At 74.1% G+C, this 24472-nt stretch carries 25 protein-coding genes; 16 read left to right on the top strand and 9 right to left on the bottom strand.

Annotation, left to right across the window (positions count from 1 at the left end; all coding sequences use genetic code 11):
* Positions 1-22 precede the first annotated feature (22 nt).
* From pheT to argH, 9 genes are all read left to right on the top strand, one after another.
* The gene (gene pheT, locus VKK44_RS17210; protein ID WP_343442105.1) at positions 23-2569 is read left to right on the top strand and encodes a phenylalanine--tRNA ligase subunit beta; all 2547 of its coding nucleotides are present in this window, start codon (positions 23-25) and stop codon (positions 2567-2569) included.
* Positions 2570-2853: 284 nt separating this feature from the next.
* Positions 2854-3855, top strand: coding sequence for an N-acetyl-gamma-glutamyl-phosphate reductase (argC, locus tag VKK44_RS17205; RefSeq protein ID WP_343442103.1), 1002 nt, complete (start codon positions 2854-2856; stop codon positions 3853-3855).
* Positions 3852-5021, top strand: coding sequence for a bifunctional glutamate N-acetyltransferase/amino-acid acetyltransferase ArgJ (argJ, locus tag VKK44_RS17200; RefSeq protein ID WP_343442101.1), 1170 nt, complete (start codon positions 3852-3854; stop codon positions 5019-5021). Before argC ends, argJ begins: the two co-directional genes overlap by 4 nt.
* The gene (gene argB, locus VKK44_RS17195) at positions 5021-5956 is read left to right on the top strand and encodes an acetylglutamate kinase (protein WP_458351541.1); all 936 of its coding nucleotides are present in this window, start codon (positions 5021-5023) and stop codon (positions 5954-5956) included. Before argJ ends, argB begins: the two co-directional genes overlap by 1 nt.
* Positions 5953-7233: an acetylornithine transaminase gene (locus VKK44_RS17190; protein WP_343442099.1), complete on the top strand. Its 1281-nt coding sequence runs from the start codon at positions 5953-5955 to the stop codon at positions 7231-7233. Before argB ends, VKK44_RS17190 begins: the two co-directional genes overlap by 4 nt.
* Positions 7230-8156 (top strand): ornithine carbamoyltransferase, encoded by a 927-nt coding sequence (argF, locus tag VKK44_RS17185; protein WP_343442098.1) that lies wholly within the window; start codon positions 7230-7232, stop codon positions 8154-8156. The genes VKK44_RS17190 and argF overlap by 4 nt, the downstream gene beginning before the upstream one ends.
* Positions 8153-8668, top strand: coding sequence for an arginine repressor (locus VKK44_RS17180; protein WP_343442097.1), 516 nt, complete (start codon positions 8153-8155; stop codon positions 8666-8668). The genes argF and VKK44_RS17180 overlap by 4 nt, the downstream gene beginning before the upstream one ends.
* A complete protein-coding gene (locus VKK44_RS17175) occupies positions 8665-9876 on the top strand; it encodes an argininosuccinate synthase (RefSeq protein WP_343442096.1) in 1212 nt (403 codons plus the stop codon). Before VKK44_RS17180 ends, VKK44_RS17175 begins: the two co-directional genes overlap by 4 nt.
* A gap of 8 nt (positions 9877-9884) precedes the next feature.
* Positions 9885-11348, top strand: coding sequence for an argininosuccinate lyase (gene argH, locus VKK44_RS17170; protein WP_343447803.1), 1464 nt, complete (start codon positions 9885-9887; stop codon positions 11346-11348).
* Between the two features lie 40 nt (positions 11349-11388).
* On the opposite strand, the gene VKK44_RS17165 is transcribed toward argH, so the two are convergent.
* From VKK44_RS17165 to VKK44_RS17155, 3 genes are all read right to left on the bottom strand, one after another.
* Positions 11389-11742, bottom strand: coding sequence for an MmcQ/YjbR family DNA-binding protein (locus tag VKK44_RS17165; RefSeq protein ID WP_343442095.1), 354 nt, complete (start codon positions 11740-11742; stop codon positions 11389-11391).
* 69 nt (positions 11743-11811) lie between these two features.
* Complete coding sequence (locus VKK44_RS17160) at positions 11812-12246, bottom strand: DNA-binding protein (RefSeq protein WP_233220091.1); 435 nt, start codon at positions 12244-12246, stop codon at positions 11812-11814.
* Positions 12247-12587: 341 nt separating this feature from the next.
* The gene (locus tag VKK44_RS17155) at positions 12588-13205 is read right to left on the bottom strand and encodes a DNA-3-methyladenine glycosylase (protein ID WP_343442094.1); all 618 of its coding nucleotides are present in this window, start codon (positions 13203-13205) and stop codon (positions 12588-12590) included.
* Positions 13206-13374: 169 nt separating this feature from the next.
* On the opposite strand from VKK44_RS17155, the gene VKK44_RS17150 reads away from it, so the two are divergent.
* Positions 13375-14475, top strand: coding sequence for an LLM class flavin-dependent oxidoreductase (locus tag VKK44_RS17150; RefSeq protein ID WP_343442093.1), 1101 nt, complete (start codon positions 13375-13377; stop codon positions 14473-14475).
* A complete protein-coding gene (locus VKK44_RS17145) occupies positions 14472-15098 on the top strand; it encodes an FMN reductase (RefSeq protein ID WP_343442092.1) in 627 nt (208 codons plus the stop codon). Before VKK44_RS17150 ends, VKK44_RS17145 begins: the two co-directional genes overlap by 4 nt.
* A gap of 89 nt (positions 15099-15187) precedes the next feature.
* On the opposite strand, the gene VKK44_RS17140 is transcribed toward VKK44_RS17145, so the two are convergent.
* The gene (locus VKK44_RS17140) at positions 15188-16072 is read right to left on the bottom strand and encodes a universal stress protein (RefSeq protein ID WP_343442091.1); all 885 of its coding nucleotides are present in this window, start codon (positions 16070-16072) and stop codon (positions 15188-15190) included.
* 328 nt (positions 16073-16400) lie between these two features.
* On the opposite strand from VKK44_RS17140, the gene VKK44_RS17135 reads away from it, so the two are divergent.
* A complete protein-coding gene (locus VKK44_RS17135; protein ID WP_343442090.1) occupies positions 16401-16871 on the top strand; it encodes a cyclic nucleotide-binding domain-containing protein in 471 nt (156 codons plus the stop codon).
* Between the two features lies 1 nt (position 16872).
* On the opposite strand, the gene VKK44_RS17130 is transcribed toward VKK44_RS17135, so the two are convergent.
* Positions 16873-17124 carry a hypothetical protein gene (locus VKK44_RS17130; RefSeq protein ID WP_343442089.1) on the bottom strand — a complete coding sequence of 84 codons (252 nt, stop codon included), beginning with the start codon at positions 17122-17124 and terminating at the stop codon, positions 16873-16875.
* A gap of 216 nt (positions 17125-17340) precedes the next feature.
* Between VKK44_RS17130 and VKK44_RS17125 the strand changes: the two genes are divergently transcribed.
* From VKK44_RS17125 to VKK44_RS17115, 3 genes are all read left to right on the top strand, one after another.
* Complete coding sequence (locus VKK44_RS17125) at positions 17341-17844, top strand: GNAT family N-acetyltransferase (protein ID WP_343442088.1); 504 nt, start codon at positions 17341-17343, stop codon at positions 17842-17844.
* An 11-nt stretch (positions 17845-17855) separates the two neighbouring features.
* Complete coding sequence (locus tag VKK44_RS17120; protein ID WP_343442087.1) at positions 17856-18482, top strand: hypothetical protein; 627 nt, start codon at positions 17856-17858, stop codon at positions 18480-18482.
* Positions 18483-18758: 276 nt separating this feature from the next.
* Entirely contained in the window at positions 18759-20123 is a 1365-nt protein-coding gene (locus VKK44_RS17115; protein WP_343442086.1) for a hemolysin family protein, read from the top strand.
* Positions 20124-20161: 38 nt separating this feature from the next.
* On the opposite strand, the gene VKK44_RS17110 is transcribed toward VKK44_RS17115, so the two are convergent.
* The 4 genes from VKK44_RS17110 to VKK44_RS17095 all read right to left on the bottom strand — a co-directional run bounded on the left by VKK44_RS17110 (position 20162) and on the right by VKK44_RS17095 (position 22544).
* Entirely contained in the window at positions 20162-20479 is a 318-nt protein-coding gene (locus VKK44_RS17110) for a PRC-barrel domain containing protein (protein ID WP_343442085.1), read from the bottom strand.
* On the bottom strand, positions 20466-20846 hold the full coding sequence (locus VKK44_RS17105; protein WP_343442084.1) for a hypothetical protein: 381 nt from the start codon (positions 20844-20846) through the stop codon (positions 20466-20468). The genes VKK44_RS17110 and VKK44_RS17105 overlap by 14 nt, the downstream gene beginning before the upstream one ends.
* Complete coding sequence (locus VKK44_RS17100; RefSeq protein ID WP_343442083.1) at positions 20843-22069, bottom strand: NRAMP family divalent metal transporter; 1227 nt, start codon at positions 22067-22069, stop codon at positions 20843-20845. The genes VKK44_RS17105 and VKK44_RS17100 overlap by 4 nt, the downstream gene beginning before the upstream one ends.
* 85 nt (positions 22070-22154) lie before the next feature.
* Complete coding sequence (locus VKK44_RS17095) at positions 22155-22544, bottom strand: PaaI family thioesterase (protein WP_343442082.1); 390 nt, start codon at positions 22542-22544, stop codon at positions 22155-22157.
* A gap of 102 nt (positions 22545-22646) precedes the next feature.
* Between VKK44_RS17095 and tyrS the strand changes: the two genes are divergently transcribed.
* Positions 22647-23930 (top strand): tyrosine--tRNA ligase, encoded by a 1284-nt coding sequence (gene tyrS, locus VKK44_RS17090; RefSeq protein WP_343447802.1) that lies wholly within the window; start codon positions 22647-22649, stop codon positions 23928-23930.
* Positions 23931-24472 lie beyond the last annotated feature (542 nt).

The following is a 24472-nucleotide window of genomic DNA, read 5'->3' as shown; positions in this document are numbered from 1 at the left end:
CGGGAACGGTGGATAGATAGTCATGCGAGTTTCTGTCAGTTGGCTGCGGGAGTACGTGGATCTCCCCGTCGACCTGCCCGCCGGCGACCTGGAGCAGGCGCTGGTCGACCTCGGCATCGAGGTCGAGTCGATCGTGGACCTGCGGGCGACCGTCACCGGTCCGCTGGTCGTGGGCGAGGTCCTGGAGATCGAGGAGCTGACCGGTTTCAAGAAGCCGATCCGCTTCTGCCGGGTGGACGTCGGCGCCGCGAACGGCACCGGCGAGCCGCAGGAGATCGTCTGCGGGGCGCGTAACTTCGCCCCGGGCGACAAGGTCGTGGTGATCCTGCCGGGCGGGGTGCTGCCGGGCAACTTCGCCATCGGCGCGCGCAAGACGTACGGGCGCAACTCCCACGGCATGATCTGCTCGGCGCGGGAGCTGGGTCTGGGCGACGACCACGACGGCATCGTCGTGCTGCCCGCCGACGTCAAGGCCCAGCCCGGCGACGACGCGCGTCCGGTGGTCGGCCTGGACGACGTGGTGGTCGAGATGGAGATCACCCCGGACCGCGGGTACGCGCTCAGCGTCCGCGGCATCGCCCGGGAGCTGTCGCACGCGCTCGGCGTGCCGTTCCGCGACCCGGCCGACGCGCCCGCGACGGGCGGGACCGCCGAGCCGGCGTACCCGGTGGAGGTCCGCGACCCGGTCGGCTGCGACCGGTTCGCGGCCCGGCTGGTGCGCGGCGTCGACCCGACCGTGGAGACGCCCGGCTGGATGCGGCAGCGGCTCACGGTGGCCGGGGTGCGCAGCATCTCGCTGGCCGTCGACATCACCAACTACCTGATGCTCGAACTCGGCCAGCCGATGCACGCCTTCGACGCGGACCGGATCGCCGGCCCGCTTGTGGTGCGCCGGGCCGAGCCGGGGGAGAAGCTGACCACGCTCGACGGGGTGAGCCGCAGCCTGGTCGCCGAGGACATGGTGATCTGCGACGACAGTGGGCCGATCTCGCTGGCCGCGGTGATGGGCGGCGAGACCAGCGAGGTGCTCGCCTCCACCACGAACGTGCTGTTCGAGGCCGCGCACTGGGACCCGGCCATGGTGGGCCGCACCGCCCGGCGGCACAAGCTGTTCAGCGAGGCCGCGAAGCGGTGGGAGCGGGGCGTCGACCCGACGCTGCCGCTGGTCGCGCTGGAGAAGGCGGTCCGGCTGCTCACCGACCTGGCCGGCGGCACGCCCGGCGCGGAGGTGCTCGACCTCGACCACGTCCGCCCGCCGTCGCCGGTGACGCTGCCGGTGGACCTGCCGTCGCGGCGGGTCGGCGTGCCGTACCCGCCGGACCGGGTGGTGGAGCTGTTGGCACAGGTCGGCTGCGCGGTCACCCGGGGCACCGACCGGCTCGGCGAGGACCCGGGCACGGCCGGGGTGGCCGCCGGCGGCGCCGAGGTGCTGACCGTGACGCCACCGAGCTGGCGGCCCGACCTGACCGACCCGGCCGACCTGGTGGAGGAGGTGGTCCGCCTCGACGGGTACGACCGGGTGCCGTCGGTGCTGCCCACCGCGCGGCCCGGCCGGGGCCTCACCCCGCAGCAGCAGCGCCGTCGCGCGGTGGCCCGCTCGCTCGCCGAGCGGGGCTGGGTCGAGGTGCTGGCGCAGCCGTTCGTCGCGCCGGAGCTGGCCGACCAGCTCGGCCTGCCGGCCGACGACCCGCGCCGTCCCGCGGTGCGGGTGGCCAACCCGCTGTCCGAGGAGGAGCCGCTGCTGCGCACCACGCTGCTCGGCCCGCTGCTCGGCATCGTCCGCCGCAACGTCGGCCGGGGCCAGCGGGACGTGGCGGTCTACGAGATCGGTGCCGTCTTCCGTCCCCGCCCGGGCGTCGGCGCCCCGCCCGCCATGGGTGTGGACCGGCGTCCCACCGACGACGAGTTCGCCGCCGCGGACGCGGTGGTGCCGGCGCAGCCGCGGCACGTCGCGGTGGCGCTCTGCGGCGAGATCGAGCCGGCCGGCTGGTGGGGCGCGGGTCGGGCGGCCGGCTGGGCGGACGCCGTCGAGGCCGGGCGGGCGGTGCTCGACGCCGCCGGCATCCCGGCCGACCGGGTGACCGTGCGGGCCGGCGAGTACGCCCCCTGGCATCCGGGCCGCTGCGCCGAGTTGCTGGTCGACGACGTCGTGGTCGGTCACGCGGGCGAGCTGCACCCGGCCGTGGTGGCGGCGCTGGAGCTGCCCCGCCGCACCAGCGCCATGGAGCTGGACCTGGACGCGCTGCCCGCCGCGCCGCTGGTGACCGGGCCGGCCATCTCCACGTTCCCGCCGGCGCTGATCGACGTGGCGCTGGTGGTGGACGAGGCGGTGCCGGCGGCGGACGTGCAGCGGGCCCTGGTCGAGGGCGCCGGCGCGCTGCTGGAGGACGTCCGGCTCTTCGACGTCTACGCCTCGGAGCAGCTCGGCGCCGGGCGGAAGTCGTTGGCGTACAAGCTGACGTTCCGCGCCCCGGACCGGACCCTCGCGGGCGAGGAGGCGGTGGCCGCGCGCGACGCCGCGGTGGCGCTCGCCGCGCAGCGCTTCGGCGCCACCCTGCGCGGCGCCTGAGGGCATGAGGGCCTCGGCTCACCGGGTTCGGTGAGCCGAGGCCCCACCCACCTCAGCGGGCCCCCTTGATCGACACCAGCTCGCCGAGGTCGCGGTATCGCGGCACGAGGGATGCCGCCACCTCGGCGGAGTGGTGTCGATCAAGGGGGTGGAGGCGACCACTCCGCCGAAGTGGCTCCGACCAACCGGGACCGGCTTGCTCATTGCTATGCACGAGGCTGCATGACCTTGCATGGCGAGGTCGACGGCTGCTAACCTTTCTGCATAGTCATGCGGAGGTTGGTATGGGCATTCGAGTAGCGGTGGCCGGAGCGAGCGGATACGCCGGCGGCGAACTGCTGCGCCTGCTCGCCGGTCACCCCGAGTTCGACCTGGTCGCTGCCACCGCGCACAGCCAGGCCGGCCAGCCCGTCGCCGCCGTACACCCGCAGCTCGTCGGCCTGGACCTGGTGCTCGGGGCGACCGAGCCGGCGGCCCTGGCCGACGCGGACCTGGTCTTCCTGGCGCTGCCGCACGGCCGGTCCGCGGCGCTCGCCGCGGCGCTGCCCGACGCGGTCATGGTGGTCGACCTCGGCGCCGACCACCGGCTGCGCGACGCCGACGCCTGGGCCCGCTACTACGGCGGCGCGCACGCCGGCGCCTGGACCTACGGGCTGCCCGAGCTGCCCGGCCAGCGGGACGAGATCGCGGCGTCGCGGCGGGTGGCCAGCACCGGCTGCTACGCGGTCGCCACCACGCTGGCGCTGGCCCCGCTGATCGCCGCCGGGGCGGTACGCCCCGACGACGTGGTGGTGGTCGCCGCCTCCGGCACCTCCGGCGCCGGCCGGGTCGCCAAGGCCCACCTGCTGGGCAGCGAGGTGATGGGTGACCTGTCCCCCTACAAGGTGGGGGCCCACCAGCACGTGCCGGAGATCAAGCAGGCCACCGGCGCGACCGGTCTGGCGTTCACGCCGGTGTTGGCCCCGATGCCCCGGGGCATCCTGGCCACCGTCACCGCGGTGCCGACCGGCGACGCCGACCCCCGTGCGGTGCTGGCCGACGCCTACGCCGACGCGCCCTTCGTGCACCTGCTGCCCGAGGGGGCATGGCCGCACACCGCCGCGACCGCCGGCGGGAACTCCTGCCACCTCCAGGCGACGGTGGACACCGACTCGGGGCGGGTGATCGTGGTCAGCGCCATCGACAACCTGGGCAAGGGCGCGGCCGGCCAGGCCGTGCAGAACGCCAACCTGATGGCCGGGCTCCCCGAGACCACCGGCCTGTCCGCCTTCGGAGTGTCCCCATGACCGTCACCACCCCCCGTGGCTTCCGTGCCGCCGGTGTCGCCGCCGGCCTCAAGACCTCCGGCGCCGACGTCGCCCTCGTCGTCAACGACGGCCCGGACGCCGGCGTGGCCGGCGTCTTCACCACCAACCGGGTGAAGGCCGCCCCGGTGCTCTGGACCCAGCGGGTCGTGCACGGCGGCATCGTCCGCGCCGTGGTGCTCAACTCCGGCGGCGCGAACGCCTGCACCGGCCCCGCCGGCTTCCAGGACACCCACGCCACCGCCGAGCACACCGCCGCCGCCCTGACCGGCAGCAGCGCCCGGCTGATCGTCGGCGCCGGCGAGGTCGCGGTCTGCTCCACCGGCCTGATCGGTGAACGGCTGCCGATGCCGAAGCTGCTGCCCGGCGTCCGCGACGCGGTGCGCGGCCTGTCCCGCGACGGCGGGCTGCCGGCCGCCGAGGCGATCATGACGACCGACACCCGCCCGAAGACCACTGTGGCCCGGGGCAGCGGCTGGACCGTCGGCGGGATGGCCAAGGGCGCCGGGATGCTCGCCCCGGCCATGGCCACCATGCTCTGCGTGCTCACCACCGACGCGGTGGCCGGACCGGACGCGCTGGACGCCGCGCTGCGGGCCGCCACCCGGGTCACCTTCGACCGGATCGACTCCGACGGCTGCATGTCCACCAACGACACGGTGCTGCTGCTGGCCAGCGGCGCCTCGGGCATCGAGCCGACCGTTGACGAGCTGACCGACGCGGTCACCGCCGCCTGTCACGACCTGGCCCTTCAGTTGATCGCCGACGCCGAGGGCGCCACCAAGCAGATCGCGATCGAGGTGGTCGGCGCGGCGAGCGAGGACGACGCGGTCGAGGTGGGGCGCGCGGTGGCCCGCAACAACCTGGTCAAGACCGCGCTGTTCGGCAACGACCCGAACTGGGGCCGGATCCTCGCCGCCGTCGGCACCACCGCCGCCGCGTTCGAGCCGGACGAGGTCGACGTGGCGGTCAACGGCGTCTGGGTGTGCCGGGGCGGCGCCGCCGCCGAGGACCGGGCCAAGGTGGACCTCACCGGCCGCGACGTCGCCATCCGTATCGACCTGCACACCGGTGGCGCCGCCGCGACCATCCGGACCAACGACCTGTCGCACGCGTACGTGCACGAGAACTCGGCGTACTCCACATGATGAGTGACAACCTCACCCGCGCCCAGGCCAAGGCCGCCACGCTGATCGAGGCGCTGCCCTGGCTGGCCCGCTTCGCCGGCACCACCGTGGTGGTCAAGTACGGCGGCAACGCGATGGTCGACCCCGAGTTGCGGCGGGCGTTCGCCGCGGACATGGTCTTCCTCCGGTACGCCGGGCTGAAGCCGGTCGTGGTGCACGGCGGCGGCCCGCAGATCTCCGCCATGCTGGGCCGGCTCGGCATCGCCAGCGAGTTCCGGGGCGGCCTGCGGGTCACCACCCCGGACGCCATGGACGTGGTGCGGATGGTCCTCGTCGGGCAGGTCGGCCGGGAACTCGTCGGGCTCGTCAACGCGCACGGCCCGTTCGCGGTCGGGCTCTCCGGCGAGGACGGCGGGCTGTTCACGGCGGTGCGCCGACCGGCGTACGTGGACGGGCAGCCGGTCGACGTCGGGCAGGTCGGCGACGTGGCGTCGGTGGACGTCTCCGCGGTCACCGACCTGATCGCGGCCGGCCGGATCCCGGTCATCTCCACTGTCGCGCCGGACGCCGACGGGGTGCTGCACAACCTCAACGCGGACACCGCCGCCGCCGCGCTCGCCGTCGCGCTGGAGGCGCGCAAGCTCGTCGTCCTCACCGACGTCCCCGGCCTCTACGCGGACTGGCCGGACACGACGAGCCTGGTCAGCGAGATCACCGCGGACGACCTGGCGAAGCTGCTGCCGTCCCTGGAGTCGGGCATGGTGCCGAAGATGGAGGCCTGCCTGCGGGCGGTGCGCGGGGGAGTGCCCGCCGCGCACGTCGTCGACGGCCGGGTCGCCCACTCCACGCTGCTGGAGGTCTTCACCTCGGAAGGGTTCGGAACGATGGTCGTGAGCGCGAGGAGCGAGCTTGCGAGCCCCGCAGTCGCGAACAGGGAAGGCACGGTCGGTTCATGAGCACGCTGGTGCGGCGCTGGGGCGCGACCATGATGGACAACTACGGCACGCCACCGCTGGCGCTCGTCGCGGGCAGCGGCGCCGTCGTGGTCGACGAGACCGGCCGGGAGTACGTCGACCTGCTCGGCGGCATCGCGGTCAACGCGCTCGGCCACGCCCACCCGGCGGTGGTGGCCGCCGTGTCGAAGCAGGTCGCCACGCTCGGCCACGTGTCGAACCTGTTCGTCGCCGAGCCGCCGGTCGCGCTCGCCGAGCTGCTGCTGGCGCTGGCCGGCCGACCCGGCCGGGTCTTCCTCGCCAACTCCGGCGCGGAGGCCAACGAGGCCGCGTTCAAGCTCTCCCGGCTCACCGGTCGGCGGCACGTGGTGGCCACCCACGGCGGTTTCCACGGCCGGACCATGGGCGCGCTGGCGCTCACCGGCCAGCCGGCCAAGGCCGACCCGTTCCGCCCGCTGCCCGGCGACGTCACCCATGTGCCGTACGGCGACGCCGACGCGCTCGCCGAGGCCGTCACCGACGCCACCGCCATGGTGATCGTCGAGCCGATCCAGGGCGAGAACGGCGTGGTCGTGCCGCCGCCCGGCTACCTCACCGCGGCCCGGCGGATCACCGCCGCGCACGGCGCGCTGCTGGTGCTCGACGAGGTGCAGACCGGCGTCGGCCGCACCGGGCACTGGTTCGCCCACCAGGCCGAGGGCGTCGAGCCGGACGTGGTCACGCTGGCCAAGGGGCTCGGTGGTGGCCTGCCGCTCGGCGCCTGCCTGGCCTTCGGCCCGGCCGCCGACCTGCTCACCCCCGGCTCGCACGGCACCACGTTCGGCGGCAACCCGGTCAGTTGCGCCGCGGCGCTCGCGGTGATCGCCACGATCGCCAACGAGGGGCTGCTCGACCACGTCAAGCGCATCGGCGAGCGGCTGCGGCGCGGCGTCGAGGCGCTCGGGCACCCGCTGGTGCGCGAGGTGCGCGGCGCCGGCCTGCTGCTCGGCGTCGCGCTCGACCGGCCGGTGGCCGGCGCGGTGTCGACCGCGCTGCGGGAGGCCGGCTTCCTGGTCAACCCGGTGCAGCCGGGCGTGCTCCGGCTCGCCCCGCCGCTGATCCTCACCGCGGCGCAGGCCGACGCGTTCCTGGCCGCGCTGCCCGCCGCGCTCGACGCCGCCCCCGCCGCGCTCGACGCCGCCCCCGCCGGGGCGACGGCCCGCGTCGACGCGACCGGGCCCGCCGGCGCGGTCACCGCGTCCGCGCCCACCCCCGCGACCCGCACGGAGGCCCCCGCATGATCCGCCACTTCCTGCGCGACGACGACCTCACCCCGGCCGAGCAGGCCGCCGTGCTCGACCTCGCCGCCCGGATGAAGACCGACCGGTACGTCCACCAGCCGCTGGCCGGCCCCCGATCGGTGGCGGTGCTGTTCGACAAGCAGAGCCTGCGCACCCGGATCTCGTTCGACGTCGGCATCGCCGAACTGGGCGGTCATCCCCTCGTCGTGGACACCCAGGTCACCCACTTCGGGCGCGGGGAGACGCTCGGCGACGCCGGTCGGGTGCTGTCCCGCTACGTCGCCGCCATCGTGCTGCGTACCCACGGCGACGACCGGATCGCCGAGGTCGCGGCGCACGCCGGCGTGCCGGTGGTCAACGCGCTCACCGACACGTTCCACCCCTGCCAGCTGCTGGCCGACCTGCTGACCGTGCGGGAGCGGTTCGGCGGCACCGCCGGACGGATCCTGGCGTACGTCGGCGACGCGGCGAACAACATGGCCCACTCGTACCTGCTGGCCGGCGCGACCGCCGGGATGCACGTCCGGGTCGCCGGCCCGGCCGGGTTCGGCCCGGACCCGGCGATCGTGGCCCGGGCGGAGAAGATCGCCGCCGGCACCGGCGGCTCGGTCGACGTGCGCACCGACCCGGTCGACGCGGTACGCGGGGCGCACGTGGTCGCCACCGACACCTGGACGTCGATGGGGCAGGAGGCCGACGGGCAGGACCGGGTCACCCCGTTCCGGCCGTACCAGGTGAACGACGCCCTGCTCGACCACGCCGCGGCGGACGTGATCGTGCTGCACTGCCTGCCCGCCCACCGCGGCGAGGAGATCACCGACGAGGTGCTCGACGGGCCGCGCAGCGCGGTGTTCGACCAGGCGGAGAATCGCCTGCACGCCCAGAAGGCGCTGCTGACCTTTCTCCTGGAGGCCTCCACATGACCGCCCCGCTGACCCGCGCCGCCCGCCACGCCCGCATCGTCGAACTGATCCGCGACGGCGCCGTCCACTCGCAGACCGAGCTGGCCGACCTGCTCGCCGGTGACGGCATCCAGGTCACCCAGGCCACGCTCTCGCGTGACCTCAAGGAGCTGGGCGCGGTGACCGCGCGCGGCGGCGACGGGCGGGGGGTCTACCTGATCCCCGAGGACGGCCACCGGCCGCTGCGCGACGCGGAGGGGGCGCCCGCCCGGCTGGTGCGGCTGCTGCGCGAGTTGCTCAACGGCGTCGACGCCAGCGGCAACATCGCCGTGCTGCGTACCCCGCCGGGCGCGGCGCACTACCTGGCCAGCGCGTTGGACCGGGCGGGCCTGTCCGAGATCGTCGGCACCATCGCCGGCGACGACACCATCCTCGTGGTGGCCCGCGAGGCCGACGGGGGCGCCGCGCTGGGCGACCGGCTCGCCGCGTGGGCCCGCCGGGACGAGAACGTCGAAGGGAACACCACACCATGACCGAGCGGGTCGTCCTGGCGTACTCCGGGGGTCTCGACACCTCCGTCGCCATCCCGTACCTGGCCGAGCAGACCGGCGCCGAGGTGATCGCGGTCGCGGTCGACGTCGGCCAGGGCGGCGAGGACATGGCCGCCGTCCGGCAGCGTGCGCTGGACTGCGGCGCCGCCGAGTCCGAGGTGATCGACGCGCGCGACGAGTTCGCCGCCGAGCACTGCCTGCCGGCCGTGCGGGCCAACGCGCTCTACATGGACCGCTACCCGCTGGTCTCCGCGCTGTCCCGGCCGCTGATCGTCACGCACCTGGTGGCCGCCGCGCGCCGGCACGGCGGCACGATCGTGTCGCACGGCTGCACCGGCAAGGGCAACGACCAGGTCCGCTTCGAGGTCGGCCTGCACGCGCTCGCGCCCGATCTGAAGGTCATCGCCCCGGCCCGGGACTTCGCCTGGACCCGGGACAAGGCGATCGCGTTCGCCGAGGAGAAGGGGCTGCCCATCGACGTCACGGCGAAGTCCCCGTACTCGATCGACCAGAACCTGTGGGGCCGGGCCGTGGAGACCGGCTTCCTGGAGGACATCTGGAACGCGCCGGTCGAGAACCTGTACGCGTACACCGCCGACCCGGCCGAGGAGCGTGACGCCGACGAGGTGGTGATCACGTTCGACGCCGGCGTCCCGGTCGCCATCGACGGCGAGACGGTCACCCCGTACCAGGCGATCCTGGAGTTGAACCGCCGCGCGGGACAGCAGGGTGTCGGCCGGCTCGACATGGTCGAGGACCGGCTGGTCGGCATCAAGAGCCGCGAGGTGTACGAGGCGCCCGGCGCGATCGCCCTGATCACCGCGCACCAGGAGCTGGAGGCGGTCACCGTCGAGCGGGACCTGGCCCGGTTCAAACGCGGCGTGGACCAACGCTGGGGCGAGCTGGTCTACGACGGTCTCTGGTTCTCCCCGCTCAAGCGGGCGCTGGACGCGTTCATCGACCAGACCCAGCGGCACGTCAGCGGCGAGGTGCGACTGACCCTGCACGGCGGCCGGGCGGTGGTGACCGGCCGGCGTTCCGAGGTCGGCCTCTACGACTTCGGCCTGGCCACCTACGACACCGGCGACACGTTCGACCAGTCCCTCGCCAAGGGCTTCGTGCGGCTCTGGGGGCTGCCCAGCACGATGGCCGCCGCGCGGGACGCCCGGTGGGACGGGGCGCGGTCGTGACCACCAGAATGGGAGGCGTGGACGACAAGAGCCTGACCGAGAACAGCGCCGCCGCCAATCGGACGAGCCTCTGGGGAGGCCGGTTCGCCGGCGGCCCCGCCGAGGCGCTCGCGCGGCTGTCGGTGAGCGTCCAGTTCGACTGGCGCCTCGCCCCGTACGACATCGCCGGTTCCCGGGCGCACGCCCGGGTCCTCGCGGGCGCCGGCCTGCTCGACCCGGACGAGTTGGGGCGGATGCTGGCCGCCCTGGACGACCTGGAGGCGGCCTGCGCCTCCGGGGCGTTCCGCCCCACAGTGGACGACGAGGACGTGCACACCGCCCTGGAGCGCGGCCTGCTGGAGCGGCTGGGCAGCCTCGGTGGCAAGCTGCGCGCCGGCCGCTCCCGCAACGACCAGGTCGCCACCGACCTGCGGCTCTACCTGCGTGACCACGCCCGCGGGGTGGCCGCCCGGCTGGTCGAGCTGGCCGAGGCGCTGGTCGAGCAGGCGGAGCGGCACGTGGACACCGCCGCCCCCGGCATGACGCACCTCCAGCACGCCCAGCCGGTGACGTTCGGGCACTGGCTGCTCGCGCACGTGCAACCGCTGCTGCGCGACCTGGAACGGCTGCGCGACTGGGACGAGCGGGCCGCGATCAGTCCGCTGGGCGCCGGCGCGCTGGCCGGTTCCGGGCTGCCGCTGGACCCGGTGGCGGTCGCCAAGGAGCTGGGTTTCCGCACCTCGTTCGCCAACTCGATGGACGCGGTCGCGGACCGGGACTTCGTGGCCGAGTTCCTCTTCGTCACCGCGATGGTCGGCGTGCACCTGTCCCGCCTCGGCGAGGAGGTGGTGCTCTGGACGTCGCAGGAGTTCGGCTGGGTCGAGCTGGACGACTCGTTCGCCACCGGCTCGTCGATCATGCCGCAGAAGAAGAACGCGGACATCGCCGAGCTGGCCCGGGGCAAGTCCGGCCGGCTGGTCGGCGGTCTGATGAGCGTGCTCACCATGCTCAAGGGCCTGCCGATGACCTACGACCGGGACATGCAGGAGGACAAGGAACCGGCGTTCGACGCGGTCGACACGCTGGAGCTGCTGCTGCCCGCGCTGGCCGGGATGATCTCCACGATGACGGTCCGGGTGGACCGGCTCGTGGCCACCGCCCCGTCGGGCTTCTCGCTGGCCACCGAGGTCGCCGACTGGCTGGTCCGCCGGCACGTGCCGTTCCGCGACGCGCACGAGATCACCGGGAAGCTGGTGGCGCTCTGCGCGGCCCGGGAGTGCGAGCTTCACGAGGTGTCCGACGCCGACCTGAGCGCGGTGAGCGAGCACCTGGACCCGTCGGTGCGCGATGTGCTCTCGGTGCGCTCGGCCCTCGCGGCCCGCATCACCCCCGGCTCCACCGGCCCCGGCCCGGTCGCCGACCAGCTCGCCACCGCCGCCGACAAGCTGGCCGGCTGGCGCGACTGGGCGGCCGAGCAGGTCGTCCCCCGCTGACCCCGCCGCCCCGCGCGGTGGTCCGGCCACCGCGCGGGGCTCAGGCCGTCGGCCGCTCGCGCTTCGGCAGCTTCGCGACCACCGCGTCGTACGACCCGTCGAGCGCGTCGACCAGCTCGTCATCGGGGATGCCGCCGGTCAGCCGCAGCGTGTTCCAGCCGGACCGGCCGATGTAGGGGGAGGGGCGGGCGTCGGCCGGGAACCGGTGCAGCCACTCGTCGGCGATCTCGCGGGACGGACCGCACTTCACCCCGAGCCGGGCCTCGCCCTCCGGGGAGCCGAGGAACGCGAAGATCCGGCTGCCCACCTTCACCACCTCGTCGCCCTCCCACGGCCGGTCGAGCCAGGCTCCCGGCTTGGCCAGGCAGTAGGCCAGCATCTCGTCGCGCGTCATCGCGTCCTCCCGTACCGTCGTCCGGCACAGTCTCGCCCGGGGCTGTGACAGACGGTCGCCCCCGTCGGATCAGTCGCCGGTGCCGGTGCGGACGGTGAGCCGCTCATAGCGCTGCCGGGCCGCCTGGGCGCTGCCCAGCCCCAGCCCGAACGCGATGGCCTGCCAGGTCATGCCCCGACCGCGGGCCACCTGCAACAGCCCGGCCTCCAGCACGTCCACCTCGGCCCGCACGTGCGGGATCAGCGTCAGCGCGGCCATCAGGTCGGCCTGGTCGACCGGTTCCTCGCCCGCGTCCAGCTCCGCGCCGCCCGCGAGCGCCATCACCAGCGTGGCCGCCTCGTAGGCGTCGGGCACGTCGGGGTGCGCGTAGCGCCGGCGGCGGGCGTTGGTGCCGGCGTGCCGCTCGGCGATCCGCAGCAGCGCCGCGTAGTTGCGGTGGGCCCGGGCCTGAGCAGCATCCGGTGCGGTGAACGGGTCGTTGTCCACGGTGACCATGCCGTCCATCCCACACCCAAGAATGGCCTGTTGTCAACACCCCGTTGAAAGTCATTCGCGCACAACACCATGCCCTGCCCGGATGAGACGCGCCACGAGCGACGCCAGGTTGCCTCCCCTGCCGCCCCGCCCTCCCCGCCCTCCCCGCCCGCGCCGGCCCGCGCCGGCCCGCGCCGGCCCGCGCCGGCCCGCGCCGGCCCGCGCCGGCCCGCGCCGGCCCGCGCCGGCCCGCGCCGGCCCGCGCCGGGTGATCAAGGAGTTCGCGTCGCCCGCGTGGCTTTCCCCCGACACAAACTCCTTGATCAACGGAGTGAGGGTGGGGTGAGGGTGAGGGTGGGGTGGGTGGGGTGTTAGAGGGTCGTGGGTTGCCGGCGGCGTGGGGTGTGCCGGCGGTAGACGCTCACGCTCGGCTCGTCGGCCAGCCAGAACCGCCACGGCAGGTCGTGTGCCGCCGCCACGCCGACCCGTGGCCCGGCGGCGATCCGGGCCGGGGCGACCGGGCTCTCCGGCGGGGTCAGGAGCAGGGGTCCGGTGCCGTCGACCGCCGACGTGCCGTTGGCGTCCCGACCCAGGCCGAGCGCGGTGACCAGCCGGGCCGGTCCCCGCGCCAGGTCCCGGTCCGAGGCGCGGGGACGGCGCTCGCGGGCGACCTCGATGCCGTCCACCACCGTGCCGGCGCGCAGCAGCACGGCCGCCGCCTCGCCGTCGCGACCGCAGACGATGTTCGCGCACCAGTGCATGCCGAACACGAAGTACACGTAGACGTGCCCGGCCGGCCCGAACATGACCTGGTTGCGCGGGGTCGGCCCGCGGTGGGCGTGCGAGGCCGGGTCCTCGCCGGTGCCGGCGTACGCCTCGACCTCGGTCAGCCGCACGTGGACGCCGTTCGCCGCCACGGTCCAGCCGAGCAGGGTCCGCGCGGTGTCCGCGATGTCCGCGGCCGGCGCGTCGAGCCAGGGGTACGTCATGGCCGGCAAGCGTATCGGGACCCGGCGGGCAGCCGGTCGCGCTCGGCTTGATCGACTCCAGTGCGCCGAGAGCCGGCGGCCCCCGCGAGCCGGAATAGTTGACTCGTCAAATAGGTTGTGCGGGACGATGCCGGGCCGACCGGTCCGGATCTCACCCGAGGAGCTGGTCATGCAGTTCGGAATCTTCACCGTCGGTGACGTCACCGTCGACCCGACCACCGGGCGGCTGCCGTCCGAGCGTGACCGGATCAAGGCCATGACCACCATCGCGCTCAAGGCCGAAGAGGTCGGCCTGGACGTCTTCGCCACCGGTGAGCACCACAACCCGCCGTTCGTGCCGTCGTCGCCGACCACCATGCTCGGCTGGATCGCGGCCCGCACCGAGCGGCTGATCCTGTCCACCTCGACCACGCTGATCACCACCAACGACCCGGTCAAGATCGCCGAGGACTACGCGATGCTCCAGCACCTGGCCGACGGCCGGGTCGACCTGATGATGGGTCGCGGCAACACCGGCCCGGTCTACCCGTGGTTCGGACAGGACATCCGCAACGGCATCCCGCTGGCCATCGAGAACTACGACCTGCTGCACCGGCTGTGGCGCGAGGACGTGGTCGACTGGAAGGGCCGGTTCCGCACCCCGCTCCAGTCGTTCACCTCGACCCCGCGTCCGCTCGACGGCGTGCCGCCGTTCGTCTGGCACGGCTCGATCCGCAGCCCGGAGATCGCCGAGCAGGCCGCGTACTACGGCGACGGCTTCTTCGCCAACCACATCTTCTGGCCGAAGGAGCACACCGAGCGGATGGTCGGCCTCTACCGGGAGCGGTTCGCGCACTACGGCCACGGCTCGCCGGACCAGGCGATCGTCGGCCTCGGCGGGCAGGTCTTCATGCGCCGCAACTCGCAGGACGCGGTGCGCGAGTTCCGGCCGTACTTCGACAACGCCCCGGTCTACGGGCACGGCCCGTCGCTGGAGGAGTTCACCCGGGAGACGCCGCTCACCGTCGGCAGCCCGCAGCAGGTCATCGACCGCACGCTGGGCTTCCGCGAGTACGTCGGCGACTACCAGCGGCAGCTCTTCCTGATGGATCACGCCGGCCTGCCGCTGAAGACGGTGCTGGAGCAGCTCGACCTGCTGGGCGAGGAGGTGGTCCCGGTGCTGCGCAAGGAGTTCGACTCGATGCGTCCGGTGCACGTGCCGGAGGCGCCCACCCACGCCTCGATGCTGGCCGCCCGGGACACCGCGACGAGCCCGGAGGAGGGGCGATGACCCGGCGTACCCTCGCGGTCGTCTCGGCCGGTCTCGGCCAGCCCTCGTCCACCCGCCTGCTCGCCGACCAGCTCGCCACGGCCGCCCGCGACGAGCTGGTCGGCCGGGGGGCCGACGTGGAGCTGCTCCCGGTGGACCTGCGCGAGCACGCCCACGACGTGGTGAACCACCTGCTGACCGGCTTCGCGCCGGCCGCCCTGCGGCGCACGCTGGACGCCGTCGCGGCGGCGGACGGTCTGATCGCCGTCACGCCGATCTTCAACGCGTCCTACAACGGGCTGTTCAAGTCCTTCTTCGACGTGGTGGACCGCGACGCGCTGGCCGGCACGCCGGTGTTGATCGGGGCGACCGGCGGCACCGCGCGGCACTCGCTCGCGCTGGAGCACGCGGTCCGGCCGATGTTCGCCTACCTGCGGGCGGTGGTGCTGCCGACGGCGGTCTTCGCCGCGCCCGAGGACTGGGCCGGCGACGACGGCGACAGCGCGTTGCGGGCCCGGATCGGGCGCGCCGCGGCCGAGCTGGCCGAGCAGGTGGACCGCCGTCCGGCCGCGTCCGGGCCGGCCGACCCGTTCGCCCTCACCACCGACTTCGCCGACCTGCTCGCCGGCCGCGACCCGGCCTGACCGCGTTCCGGCCTGACCGCGATCCGGGCGCGGCCTGGTGGGCCGGTGCGGGTCACGGTCGGCTGCCGGGCTGGCGCGAGGGGGCCGGCTCAGTCGTCGGTCGGCGCCGGGCGGTGCGCGACCAGCACCGGGCAGTGGGCGTGCTGCACCAGCGCCTGGCTGACCGAGCCGAGCAGCAGCCCGGCGAAGCCGCCCCGGCCCCGGGAACCGACCACCACGAGCGACGCGTCGGCGCTCGCCTCCCGCAGCGCGGTCTCCGGGGAGGCGGCGACGACGGGGCGTTCGGTCACCCGCAGCTCCGGATGCGCCGGCCGGATCCGGGCGGCGGCCGTACCGAGCAGCTCGGCCGCCTCGGCCCGCTCGGCGGTGGTCGCCTCGGCCGCGGCCTCCGGGGCCGCCGCGCCGCGCTCCGGCGCGCGCACGTGCATCAGCACCAGCTCCGTGGCCCGGCGGTCGGCCTCGTCCGCGCCGAGTTCGACGGCGTACGCCGCGGACTCGGAGCCGTCCACCCCGACCAGCACCGGACCGTCGACCGGGATCGGCTGCTCCGCCGGACGTACGACGAGCACCGGGCAGTGCCCGTGCTGGGCGAGCTGCGAACCGACCGAGCCGAGCAGCAGCCCGGCGAAGCCGCCCACGCCCCGGCTGCCCACCACCACCAACTCGGCCCGGCGGGACTCCTGGACCAGCGTCGCACCGGGTCCGCCGGCGACCTGGCGCACCTCCACCCGCAGCCCGGGGTGCCGGTCGGCCAGCTCGGCGGCGACCCGTTCCAGCATCTTCTCCGCCTGCTCGGTGGGCGCCGGCACCCCGAGGTCGTACGGGTTGAGCGGCACGCCGTAGCCGAGCGGGTGCAGGTAGCCGTGCACCAGCAGCAGCGGCCGGGCGCGTGCGACGGCGGCCACGGCCGCCTGGTCGGCGGCGGCCAGGCTGGACGGCGATCCGTCCACCCCCGCCACGACGGGTCGGTTCATCGGTTGCCTCCTCCGGTCGGCTCAGGCCATTGTGGCCGTCCCCCGTTCCGCTGGTGGGCGCCGCCACGCCCGGCCCGGTCCGGCGGAGCCCCCGCCCATCGCGAACTCGGACGGGTGCCCCGGCTGTCTCGCGGCCGAGCCGGGCCCGTCAGCCTCCGGGGTGCCGGACGACGGCCAGCGGACTGCGGCAGTGGTGCAGCACCGCGTGGCTGACCGAGCCGAGCAGAGCCGACCGCCCACGCGGTGCGGGACCATCGGCCCTGCCGGACCGAGGCGCGGTGGGGTGCAATGGGGGCTCGGCTTCCCCCCTGGCGATCGTGGAGGCGCGATGACCCCGCTGGAGATGCTCCGCGTGCACCCGTTCCTGGCCGGGCTGCCGGAGGAGTGGTTGCCCCCGCTCACCGGCTACGCCCGCCCGGTGGCCTGGCACCCCGGGCACCGGCTGTTCCGGGCCGGGCAGCCGGCCGAGCGGTTCTGGCTGGTCCGGGACGGTCAGGTGGCGCTGGACTTCCCGGTGCCCGGTCGCGGCGACGTGGGGATCGAGACGGTCGGCGCGGGCGGGGTGCTCGGCTGGTCCTGGCTGTTCCCGCCCTACCGCTGGCAGTTCGGCGCGGTCGCCACCCGGCGCAGCACCGGGGTGGAGTTCGACGCCGAGGGGGTGCGCCGGCTGATGGGGTCCGACGACACGCTGGGCCGGCACCTCACCGCCCGCTTCATGAGCGTCGTGGTGGACCGGCTCCAGGCGTCCCGGGTCCGCCTGCTCGACCTGTACGGGTACCCGACGTCAGCGGCGAGCTGACTCACCCGGCGGCGCTGTCGCGCCGGATTACCAGCTCGTCCACCTCGAGCCGGCCGATGCGCAGCTCGCGGACCACCGCGCGGCGCACCACCAGCCGGCCGATCACGAGCGCGCCCACCGCCACGGCGCCGAGCGCGAGCGCGGCCACCGCCAGCGCGCCCCCGGCCGTCGCGCCGAGGGCCCGCGCCCCGGTCGCCGCCGCCCCGGTCGCGGCCAGGGTCCGGAGGCGCGGGGTGCGGGGTGTGGTCGGCATGGCCCCATCGTAGTGCGGCCCGGGTCCGCCGGGCGGCGCCGCGCCACCGGAGGTCAGGTGACGGTGGGGCCCGTTCGGTGAACTGTCCGCGCACCCGGGCCAGCAGCTCCGGGTCCGGCGGCGCGGTGTCCGCGAGTGGGAAGGCGAGTCCCGCGATGAACGGGACGGGCCGGAGGTCCCGAGCGGTGTCGGTGGGTCCGCGTATCGTTCCCGGCCGTGACCCCTGCTGTGGAAATTCGTCCGGTCCGCGACGACGACCTGCCCGCGTTCTTCGCCCACGAGCAGGACCCGCAGGCCAACTGGATGGCCGCGTTCGGCCCGAAGGACCCGTCGGACCGGGCCGCGTTCGACGCGCACTGGGCGCGGATCCGCGCCGACGAGCGCATCGTCAACCGCACGATCGTCGCCGGCGGCGAGGTGGTCGGCCACGTGGCGGCGTTCCCGGTCGACGACCGGACCGAGGTGAGCTACTGGATCAACCCGGAGCGCTGGGGGCGCGGTCACGCCACCGCCGGGCTCGCCGCGCTGCTGCGGGAGCTGCCGCAGCGGCCGGTGCGTGCCCGCGCCGCGAAGGACAACGCCGCCTCGCTCGCGGTGCTGCGCAAGTGCGGCTTCGTGGTGGTCGGCGAGGACGCCGGGTACGCTCCGGGCCGCGGCGTCGAGGTCGAGGAGTGGGTGCTGGAGCTGCCCGCCGAGGCGCCTGACCAGGGCGACCACTAGTGTCCCCCCGGGTGAACTGGCTGGAACTCGTCGGCTGGGCCGGCTCCGCGCTGCTGGTCTGGTCCCTGCTACAGACGCGCATCCTGCGGCTGCGCGCGCTCAACCTGGTCGGCTGCCTGATCCTGATCGGCTACAACGCCGCCCTGCACGTCTGGCCGATGGTCGGGCTGAACGTGGTGCTCACCGTGATCAACCTCTGGTACCTGCGCAAGCTGCTGGCCACGCGGCACGACGAGCAGACCTACCAGGTGGTGGAGGTGGGCACCGGCGACGCGTTCCTGGCCCACACGCTGCGGGTGCACGCCGCCGACATCGCCCGGTTCAACCCGGCGTTCCGGTGGGACCCGGCCGCCGCCGACCGCTCGGCGTTCCTGGTGGTCCGCGCCGACGAGGTGGTCGGCGTGATGGTCTCGCACGCCGAGGCCGGCGGGGTGGCCCAGATCGACCTGGACTACGTGACCCCGCCGTTTCGCGACTTCACCCCGGGCGAGTTCGTCTACCGGCGCAGCCGCCTCTTCACCGACCGGGGGTTCCGCCGGGTGGTCAGCCCGCCGGGCATGGTCGCCCCCTACTACCACCGGCTCGGCTTCCGCCCGGAGGGCGGCGCGTACGTGCTGGACCTGCCCGTCCCGGCCTGAGCCGGATCAGGCCGGCGTGCTCGCGCGGTCGCGGGGTCGGCCGAACCAGCGGGGTGAGCGCGGGCGCGCAGCCGACCACCGCGTCGCTCGCGCGCCAGAGCGGCTCGCCGGCCGGGCGGGCCCGCAGCGCGTCGGCCTGCGGTCCAGGTGCCGCCCTGGCGCACGCAGGATTCAGGCGCGAGCCGGCGGGGCAAAGAGGGGCCACGCCGACCGGGCCTGCCGGCCGGCGAGTCGGCCATCGGCCGACCCGGATCGGGCCGAGGGAGACAACCGGTCGTGCAGAGCTACTGGAGCCAGTTGGCCCTGGTCGGTGTGCTGGTGATCGTCAACGCGGCCTTCGCCGGCAGCGAGATGGCCCTGGTGTCACTACGGGACAGCCAGCTGCAACGGTTGGAGCGCAGCAGCCGCGCCGGCCGCACCCTCGCCCGGCTGGCCAAGGACCCGAACCGGTTCCTCGCCACCATCCAGATCGGGATCACCCTGGCCGGCTTCCTCGCCTCCGCCGCCGCGGCCGTCTCCCTGGCCCGCCCACTGGTGCCGCTGCTCGGCTTCTTCGGCGACGCCGCCGAGACGGTCGCCATCGTCGCGGTCACCCTGGTGCTCACGTTCGTCACGCTGGTCTTCGGCGAGCTGGCGCCCAAGCGCATCGCCATGCAGTCCGCGGAGCGCTGGGCGTTGCTGGTGGCCCGACCGTTGGACGTGCTGGCCAGCCTGACCCGGCCGGCGGTCTGGCTGCTCGGCGCCACCAGCGACATGGTGGTCCGCCTGTTCGGCCTCGACCCGAAGCACGAGCCGGACGAGATCGGCCCGGACGAGCTGCGCGACATCGTGGCCGGCAACCACGGCTTCACCAAGGAGCAGCGCACCATCATCGCCGGCGCGGTGGAGATCGCCGACCGGCAGTTGCGTGCCGTCCTCGTACCCCGGTTGCAGGTCTTCACGCTCGACAGCGGCACCACCGCGGAGGCCGCGCGGCTGGTCCTGGCAGCGACCGGGCACTCCCGGGCGCCGGTGGTCCGGCACGGCGGCCTGGACGACGCGGTCGGCGTCATCCACCTGCGCGACCTGGTCGGCGTCCCCGACGACCGGCCGGTCGACGACATCGCCCGCCCGCCGATGCTGCTGCCCGACTCGCTGTCCGTGGTCGACGCGCTGCGCCAGTTCAAGGCCGAGCGCCAGCACATCGCGCTGGTGGTGGACGAGCGCGGCGCGGTCGACGGGATCGTGACGCTGGAGGACATCCTCGAGGAGATCGTCGGTGAGATCTACGACGAGACCGACCGTGACCTCCAGGCGGTCCACACCGAGGCGGACGGCACGCTGGTGCTGCCCGGCACGTTCCCGGTGCACGACCTCACCGACCTCGGGGTGGACCTGCCCAACCGGCCCGTCGGCGACTACACCACCATCGCCGGGCTGGTGCTGATCTGCCTCGGGCACATCCCCACGGTGGCCGGCGAGCAGGTCACCGTGGACCGCTGGGAGCTGACGGTGGCCGGCGTGGACCAGCGCGCCATCACCGAGGTGCGCCTGCGGCGCCGCCCCCGCCACGACCGGAACAGCGACGACACGGACGACGCCGAGCCGGCCGACGACGCCGACCCGGCGGACACCCCGGAACTCGACGAGGCGCGCCGCTGACGGCGGTCGAGTCGAGCGCCGGCGGCGTCGGAGTCGGGTCAGCGCCGGTCGGCGGGTGGGCCGAACGGGAAGCCGGGCACCGGCGGGTGCAGCCGCACCGCGTCGGCCGGCACCTGGTGGGTGCTGCGCCCGACCAACCGGGCGACCACCCGCAGCAGCCACGGCCCGGCAGGGTGCAGCTCCGGCCCGATCAGCCGGCTGGTCACCCGGGTCCACCAGTGGCCGGCGATGATCACGTCGGCGATCCGCAGCCGCTCCGGCGGCCAGCCGCCGCGCACCACCACGTCCACCACCCGGCCCAACCGCCGCCCGTGCAGGTCGTACGCGGTGCGCCCGAGCAGCTCACCCGCTCGCACGGTTCGCCCCCGGGATCCGCTCGATCAGGTGCCGCCTCAGCCATGCCTCCACCGGCGAGGACGGCAGGTCCGCCGCCCGGCAGCGCAGGCGTACCGCGCTGTCCACCCGGTCCACCTCGGCCAGCGGCACCCGCAACGGCGGCACCGGTGGATCGTCGGTGAACCGGTCGGCGACCGCCACCAGCAGCCGCCCGACCCGGCCGCCGATCCGCTCCCCGAGCGCGCCCTGGCCGGTGAGCAGGCCGTCCACGTACGGGTAGCCCCCGTCGTCCACCGCGAACGCGATGTCGTCGACCCGCCCGACCAGCCGACCCTCCGCGTCGACGATCTGCCGGTCGAGCAGTTGCCTGGCGAGCTGGACCCTCATCGTCCCACCCCCGTCATGATCGCCAGTGGGATCGCCGCCACCGAGGCGGCGACGATGAGCAGAAGGAACACGGCGCCGAGCAGGTTCGCCCACCACCCGTTGACCCGGTCGCCGAGGTAGGTGCGGTCGTTGGCCACCACCAGGATCGGCAGGTAGGTCAGCGGCAGCACCACCGCGCTCAGCACCAGCATGTACTCGGTCAGCCGCACCGGGTCCACGGTCGTCATCAGCATCACCACACCGAGCAGCAGCCCGACCAGCAGGATGCTGTGGAACCGGGCCGCCTCCCGCGGACTGACCCGCTTGCCCCACTGCCAGCCGAAGTACTGCGCCGCCGCGTACGCCGCCGACAGGCCGGTCTCCAGCGCCGCGCCGAACGTCACCGCGAAGAACGCCAGCACCGCGGCGACCAGACCGGCGCCGCCCAGCGCGGTCGCCACCGGTCGGGCCACCTGGTCGAGGCTGTTGAGCGACGCGCCGGACGGGTGGTAGGCCACCGTCGCCACGGCGATCAGCGACAGCGCCAGGAAGCCGCCGACCGGGAAGCCGATCAGCACGTTCGACCGGGCGCGCGCCAGGTCGGCCGGGCTCCACCGCTCCTCCACCCCGCCGGAGGAGAAGAAGAAGACCTCGTACGGGCTGACCGTGGACGCGAACAGCGCCACCGCCACGAACCAGTACAGCGGCCAACCGTGACCGGCCGAGCTGATCCGCCACGCCCCGTGCCCGAGCTCCGCCCAGTCGGTCGGCAACGCCACCAGCGCGACCGCGAAGACCAGCAGCGCCAGCCCGGCCAGGCCGAAGATCCGCTCCATCAGCTCGAACCGCAACCGCCACAGCACCAGCCAGACCGCCAGCGCGGCCAGCGGCACCCAGAGCAGGTGGCTCACGCCGGTGGCCAGCGTGAGCGCCAGCGCCACCCCACCCAGCTCCGCGGCCAGCGTCACCACCGTGACCAGCCACGACGCCACCAGGTTGAGCAGCGCCACCCGGGGCCCCAGCCGCTCCCGGACCAGGTCGAACACCGCCCGGCCGCTCACCGCCGCGATCCGGCCGGCCATGTCCGCGTACGCGCAGATGCCCACCACCCCGACCAGCAGCACCCAGGCGTGGGCCATGCCGAACAGCGCGCCGGCCTGGCTGGCCGCCACCAGGTCGCCGATGTCGACGAAGCCGCCGATCGCCGACAGCACGCCCAGCGTGGCGGCGAGCAGCTTCCTCACGTCGGAGGAGCGGGGGCGGCGGGTCTCATCGACGCGACGATATCGGCGTCAGTGCCCCATTATTGCCGAATGGAGCAGTCGGACGTCAGCCGGCGGTCAGGTTCTGCAAGCGCACCTGCCCGCGGGCGACCAGCCGGGCGTCGCCGTCGGTGATCTCCACCAGCCACAGCTGCTGACTGCGACCCCGGTGCACCGGCGTGCCGACCGCGGTCAACTCGCCGTCGCGGACGGCGCGCAGGAAGTCGGTCTGGTTCGACACCCCGACCACCCTGCCCCGGTCGCCCAGCCAGAGCGAGCCGCCGACGCTGGCCGCCGTCTCCACCACCGAGCAGTAGACCCCGCCGTGCTGGATCCCGTACGGCTGGTGCAGCTCCGGGCGGACCCGCCAGCGGATCACCACCCGGTCGGCGCTGACCTCGTCCAACTCCAGCCCCAGCAGGGCCACGAAGCCCCCGGTCAGGTCCGGTGTCTCCACCCTGGTTCCTCCTCGCGCTCGACGGCGCCGCCAGCCTAGTCGCCACCGCCGTCGGCAAACCCGGTACGGCCCCGGGCCGGGGATGGGGGAGAATCGGTGACCGTGACCGACAGCAACCTCCCGCCGGGGCGGGACTCCCTGACCGAAGACCTGCTGTGGCGGGGCCTGATCCAGGACTCGACCGGCCCCGACGAGCTGCGCGCGCTGCTCGACGGCCCGAGCGCCACGTTCTACGTGGGCTTCGACCCGACCGCCCCCAGCCTGCACGTCGGCAACCTCATGCAGGTCGTCACGGCCCGCCGGCTCCAGCTCGCCGGACACCGGCCGCTGCTGCTGGTCGGCGGCGCCACCGGTCAGATCGGTGATCCCAAGGAGAGCGCCGAACGGACGCTCAACCCGCCCGAGGTCATCGCCGGCTGGGTCCAGCGCATCCGGGACCAGCTCTCCCCGTTCGTCACGTACACCGGCGACAACGCGGCCCGCATGGTCAACAACCTGGAGTGGACCGGCGAGATGTCGGTGGTGGAGTTCCTCCGGGACGTCGGCAAGCACTTCCCGGTGAACAAGATGCTGGCCCGGGAGGTGGTCAAGGCCCGGCTGGAGAGCGGCATCAGCTTCACCGAGTTCAGCTACCAGCTCCTCCAGGCCCACGACTTCTTCGAGCTGCACCGCCGGCACGGCTGCCAGCTCCAGTACGGCGGCTCGGACCAGTGGGGCAACATCACCGCGGGGGTGGACTACGTCCGGCGGCGCGGCGCCGGCCCGGTGCAGGCGTTCACCACGCCGCTGGTCACCAAGTCGGACGGCACCAAGTTCGGCAAGAGCGAGACCGGCGCGGTGTGGCTCGACCCGGAGATGACCAGCCCGTACGCCTTCTACCAGTTCTGGCTCAACGCCGACGACCGCGACGTGACCCGTTACCTGCGGTACTTCAGCTTCCGGTCCCGGTCGGAGCTGGAGGAGCTGGAGAAGGCCACCGCCGAACGCCCGCAGGCGCGCGCGGCGCAGCGGGCCCTGGCCGAGGAGCTGACCACGCTGGTGCACGGCGAGCGGGAGACGGCCCAGGCGATCGCGGCGAGCCAGGCGCTGTTCGGGCGGGGTGCGCTGGAGGAACTCTCGCCGGAGACGCTGCGGGCGGCGCTCGCCGAGGCCGGTCTCGTGTCCGTCGACGAATTGCCGGACGTCGCCGGGCTGCTCAAGGAGTCGGGCCTGGTCCCGAGCATGAAGGAGGCCCGGCGGGTGATCGCCGAGGGCGGCGCCTACGTCAACAACACCCGGGTCGCCGAGGTGGACGCGACTGTCTCCGTGGCTGACCTGCTGCACGGCCGCTACCTGGTGCTGCGCCGGGGGAAGCGCTCGTTCGCGGGCGTTGAGCTGCGGGGATAGTCGACTGTCGACGATGTGACGGGGGACGCGCCCGGCGGATTTGACGATCAATCCGCCGGGCGCGTAACTTTCTCTCTGCCAGCGCGGAACGGACGAACAGGGCGAAAGACCTGGAAGGCCGGAGCGCAGGACCTGGAAACCGGGTGGTGCCCCGGATCCGCCGGGAGGCGGATTTGGCGGGGCGGAACCGACCGGGTAAGGTTATCGGCCGGTAGGGAAACGGACGGGCCAGCGGGAGACCGCGAACGGCCGTCCTGCCGAATTCCTCGACGCGACCGACGCGAGTCGGCCGAATCGTGGTGCCCGGCAAAAGGGTGATGCATGACAAACTGGCAAACACCGGTTTGACACGGCGGAAACCACCGGGTAACGTAGTAAAAGTGCCCGGCGCGAGAGCGGCGGGGATGTGAACGAAATGCCCCGGGTCGGGGGCCTCCTGGTGGGGGTTTCCGGTGTGGTGTGTGGTTGTTCTTTGAGAACTCAACAGGGTGCTTGATAAGCCAGTGCCAATTGTTTTATACCCCGGACTGGTCAGGCTTTGG

Origin of the sequence: Micromonospora sp. DSM 45708 (assembly GCF_039566955.1) — a bacterium.
In the GTDB taxonomy this organism is placed as follows: Bacteria; Actinomycetota; Actinomycetes; order Mycobacteriales; family Micromonosporaceae; genus Micromonospora.
The sequence above is the reverse complement of the archived record's forward strand: the minus strand, read 5'-3'. Positions and strand labels throughout refer to the sequence as shown.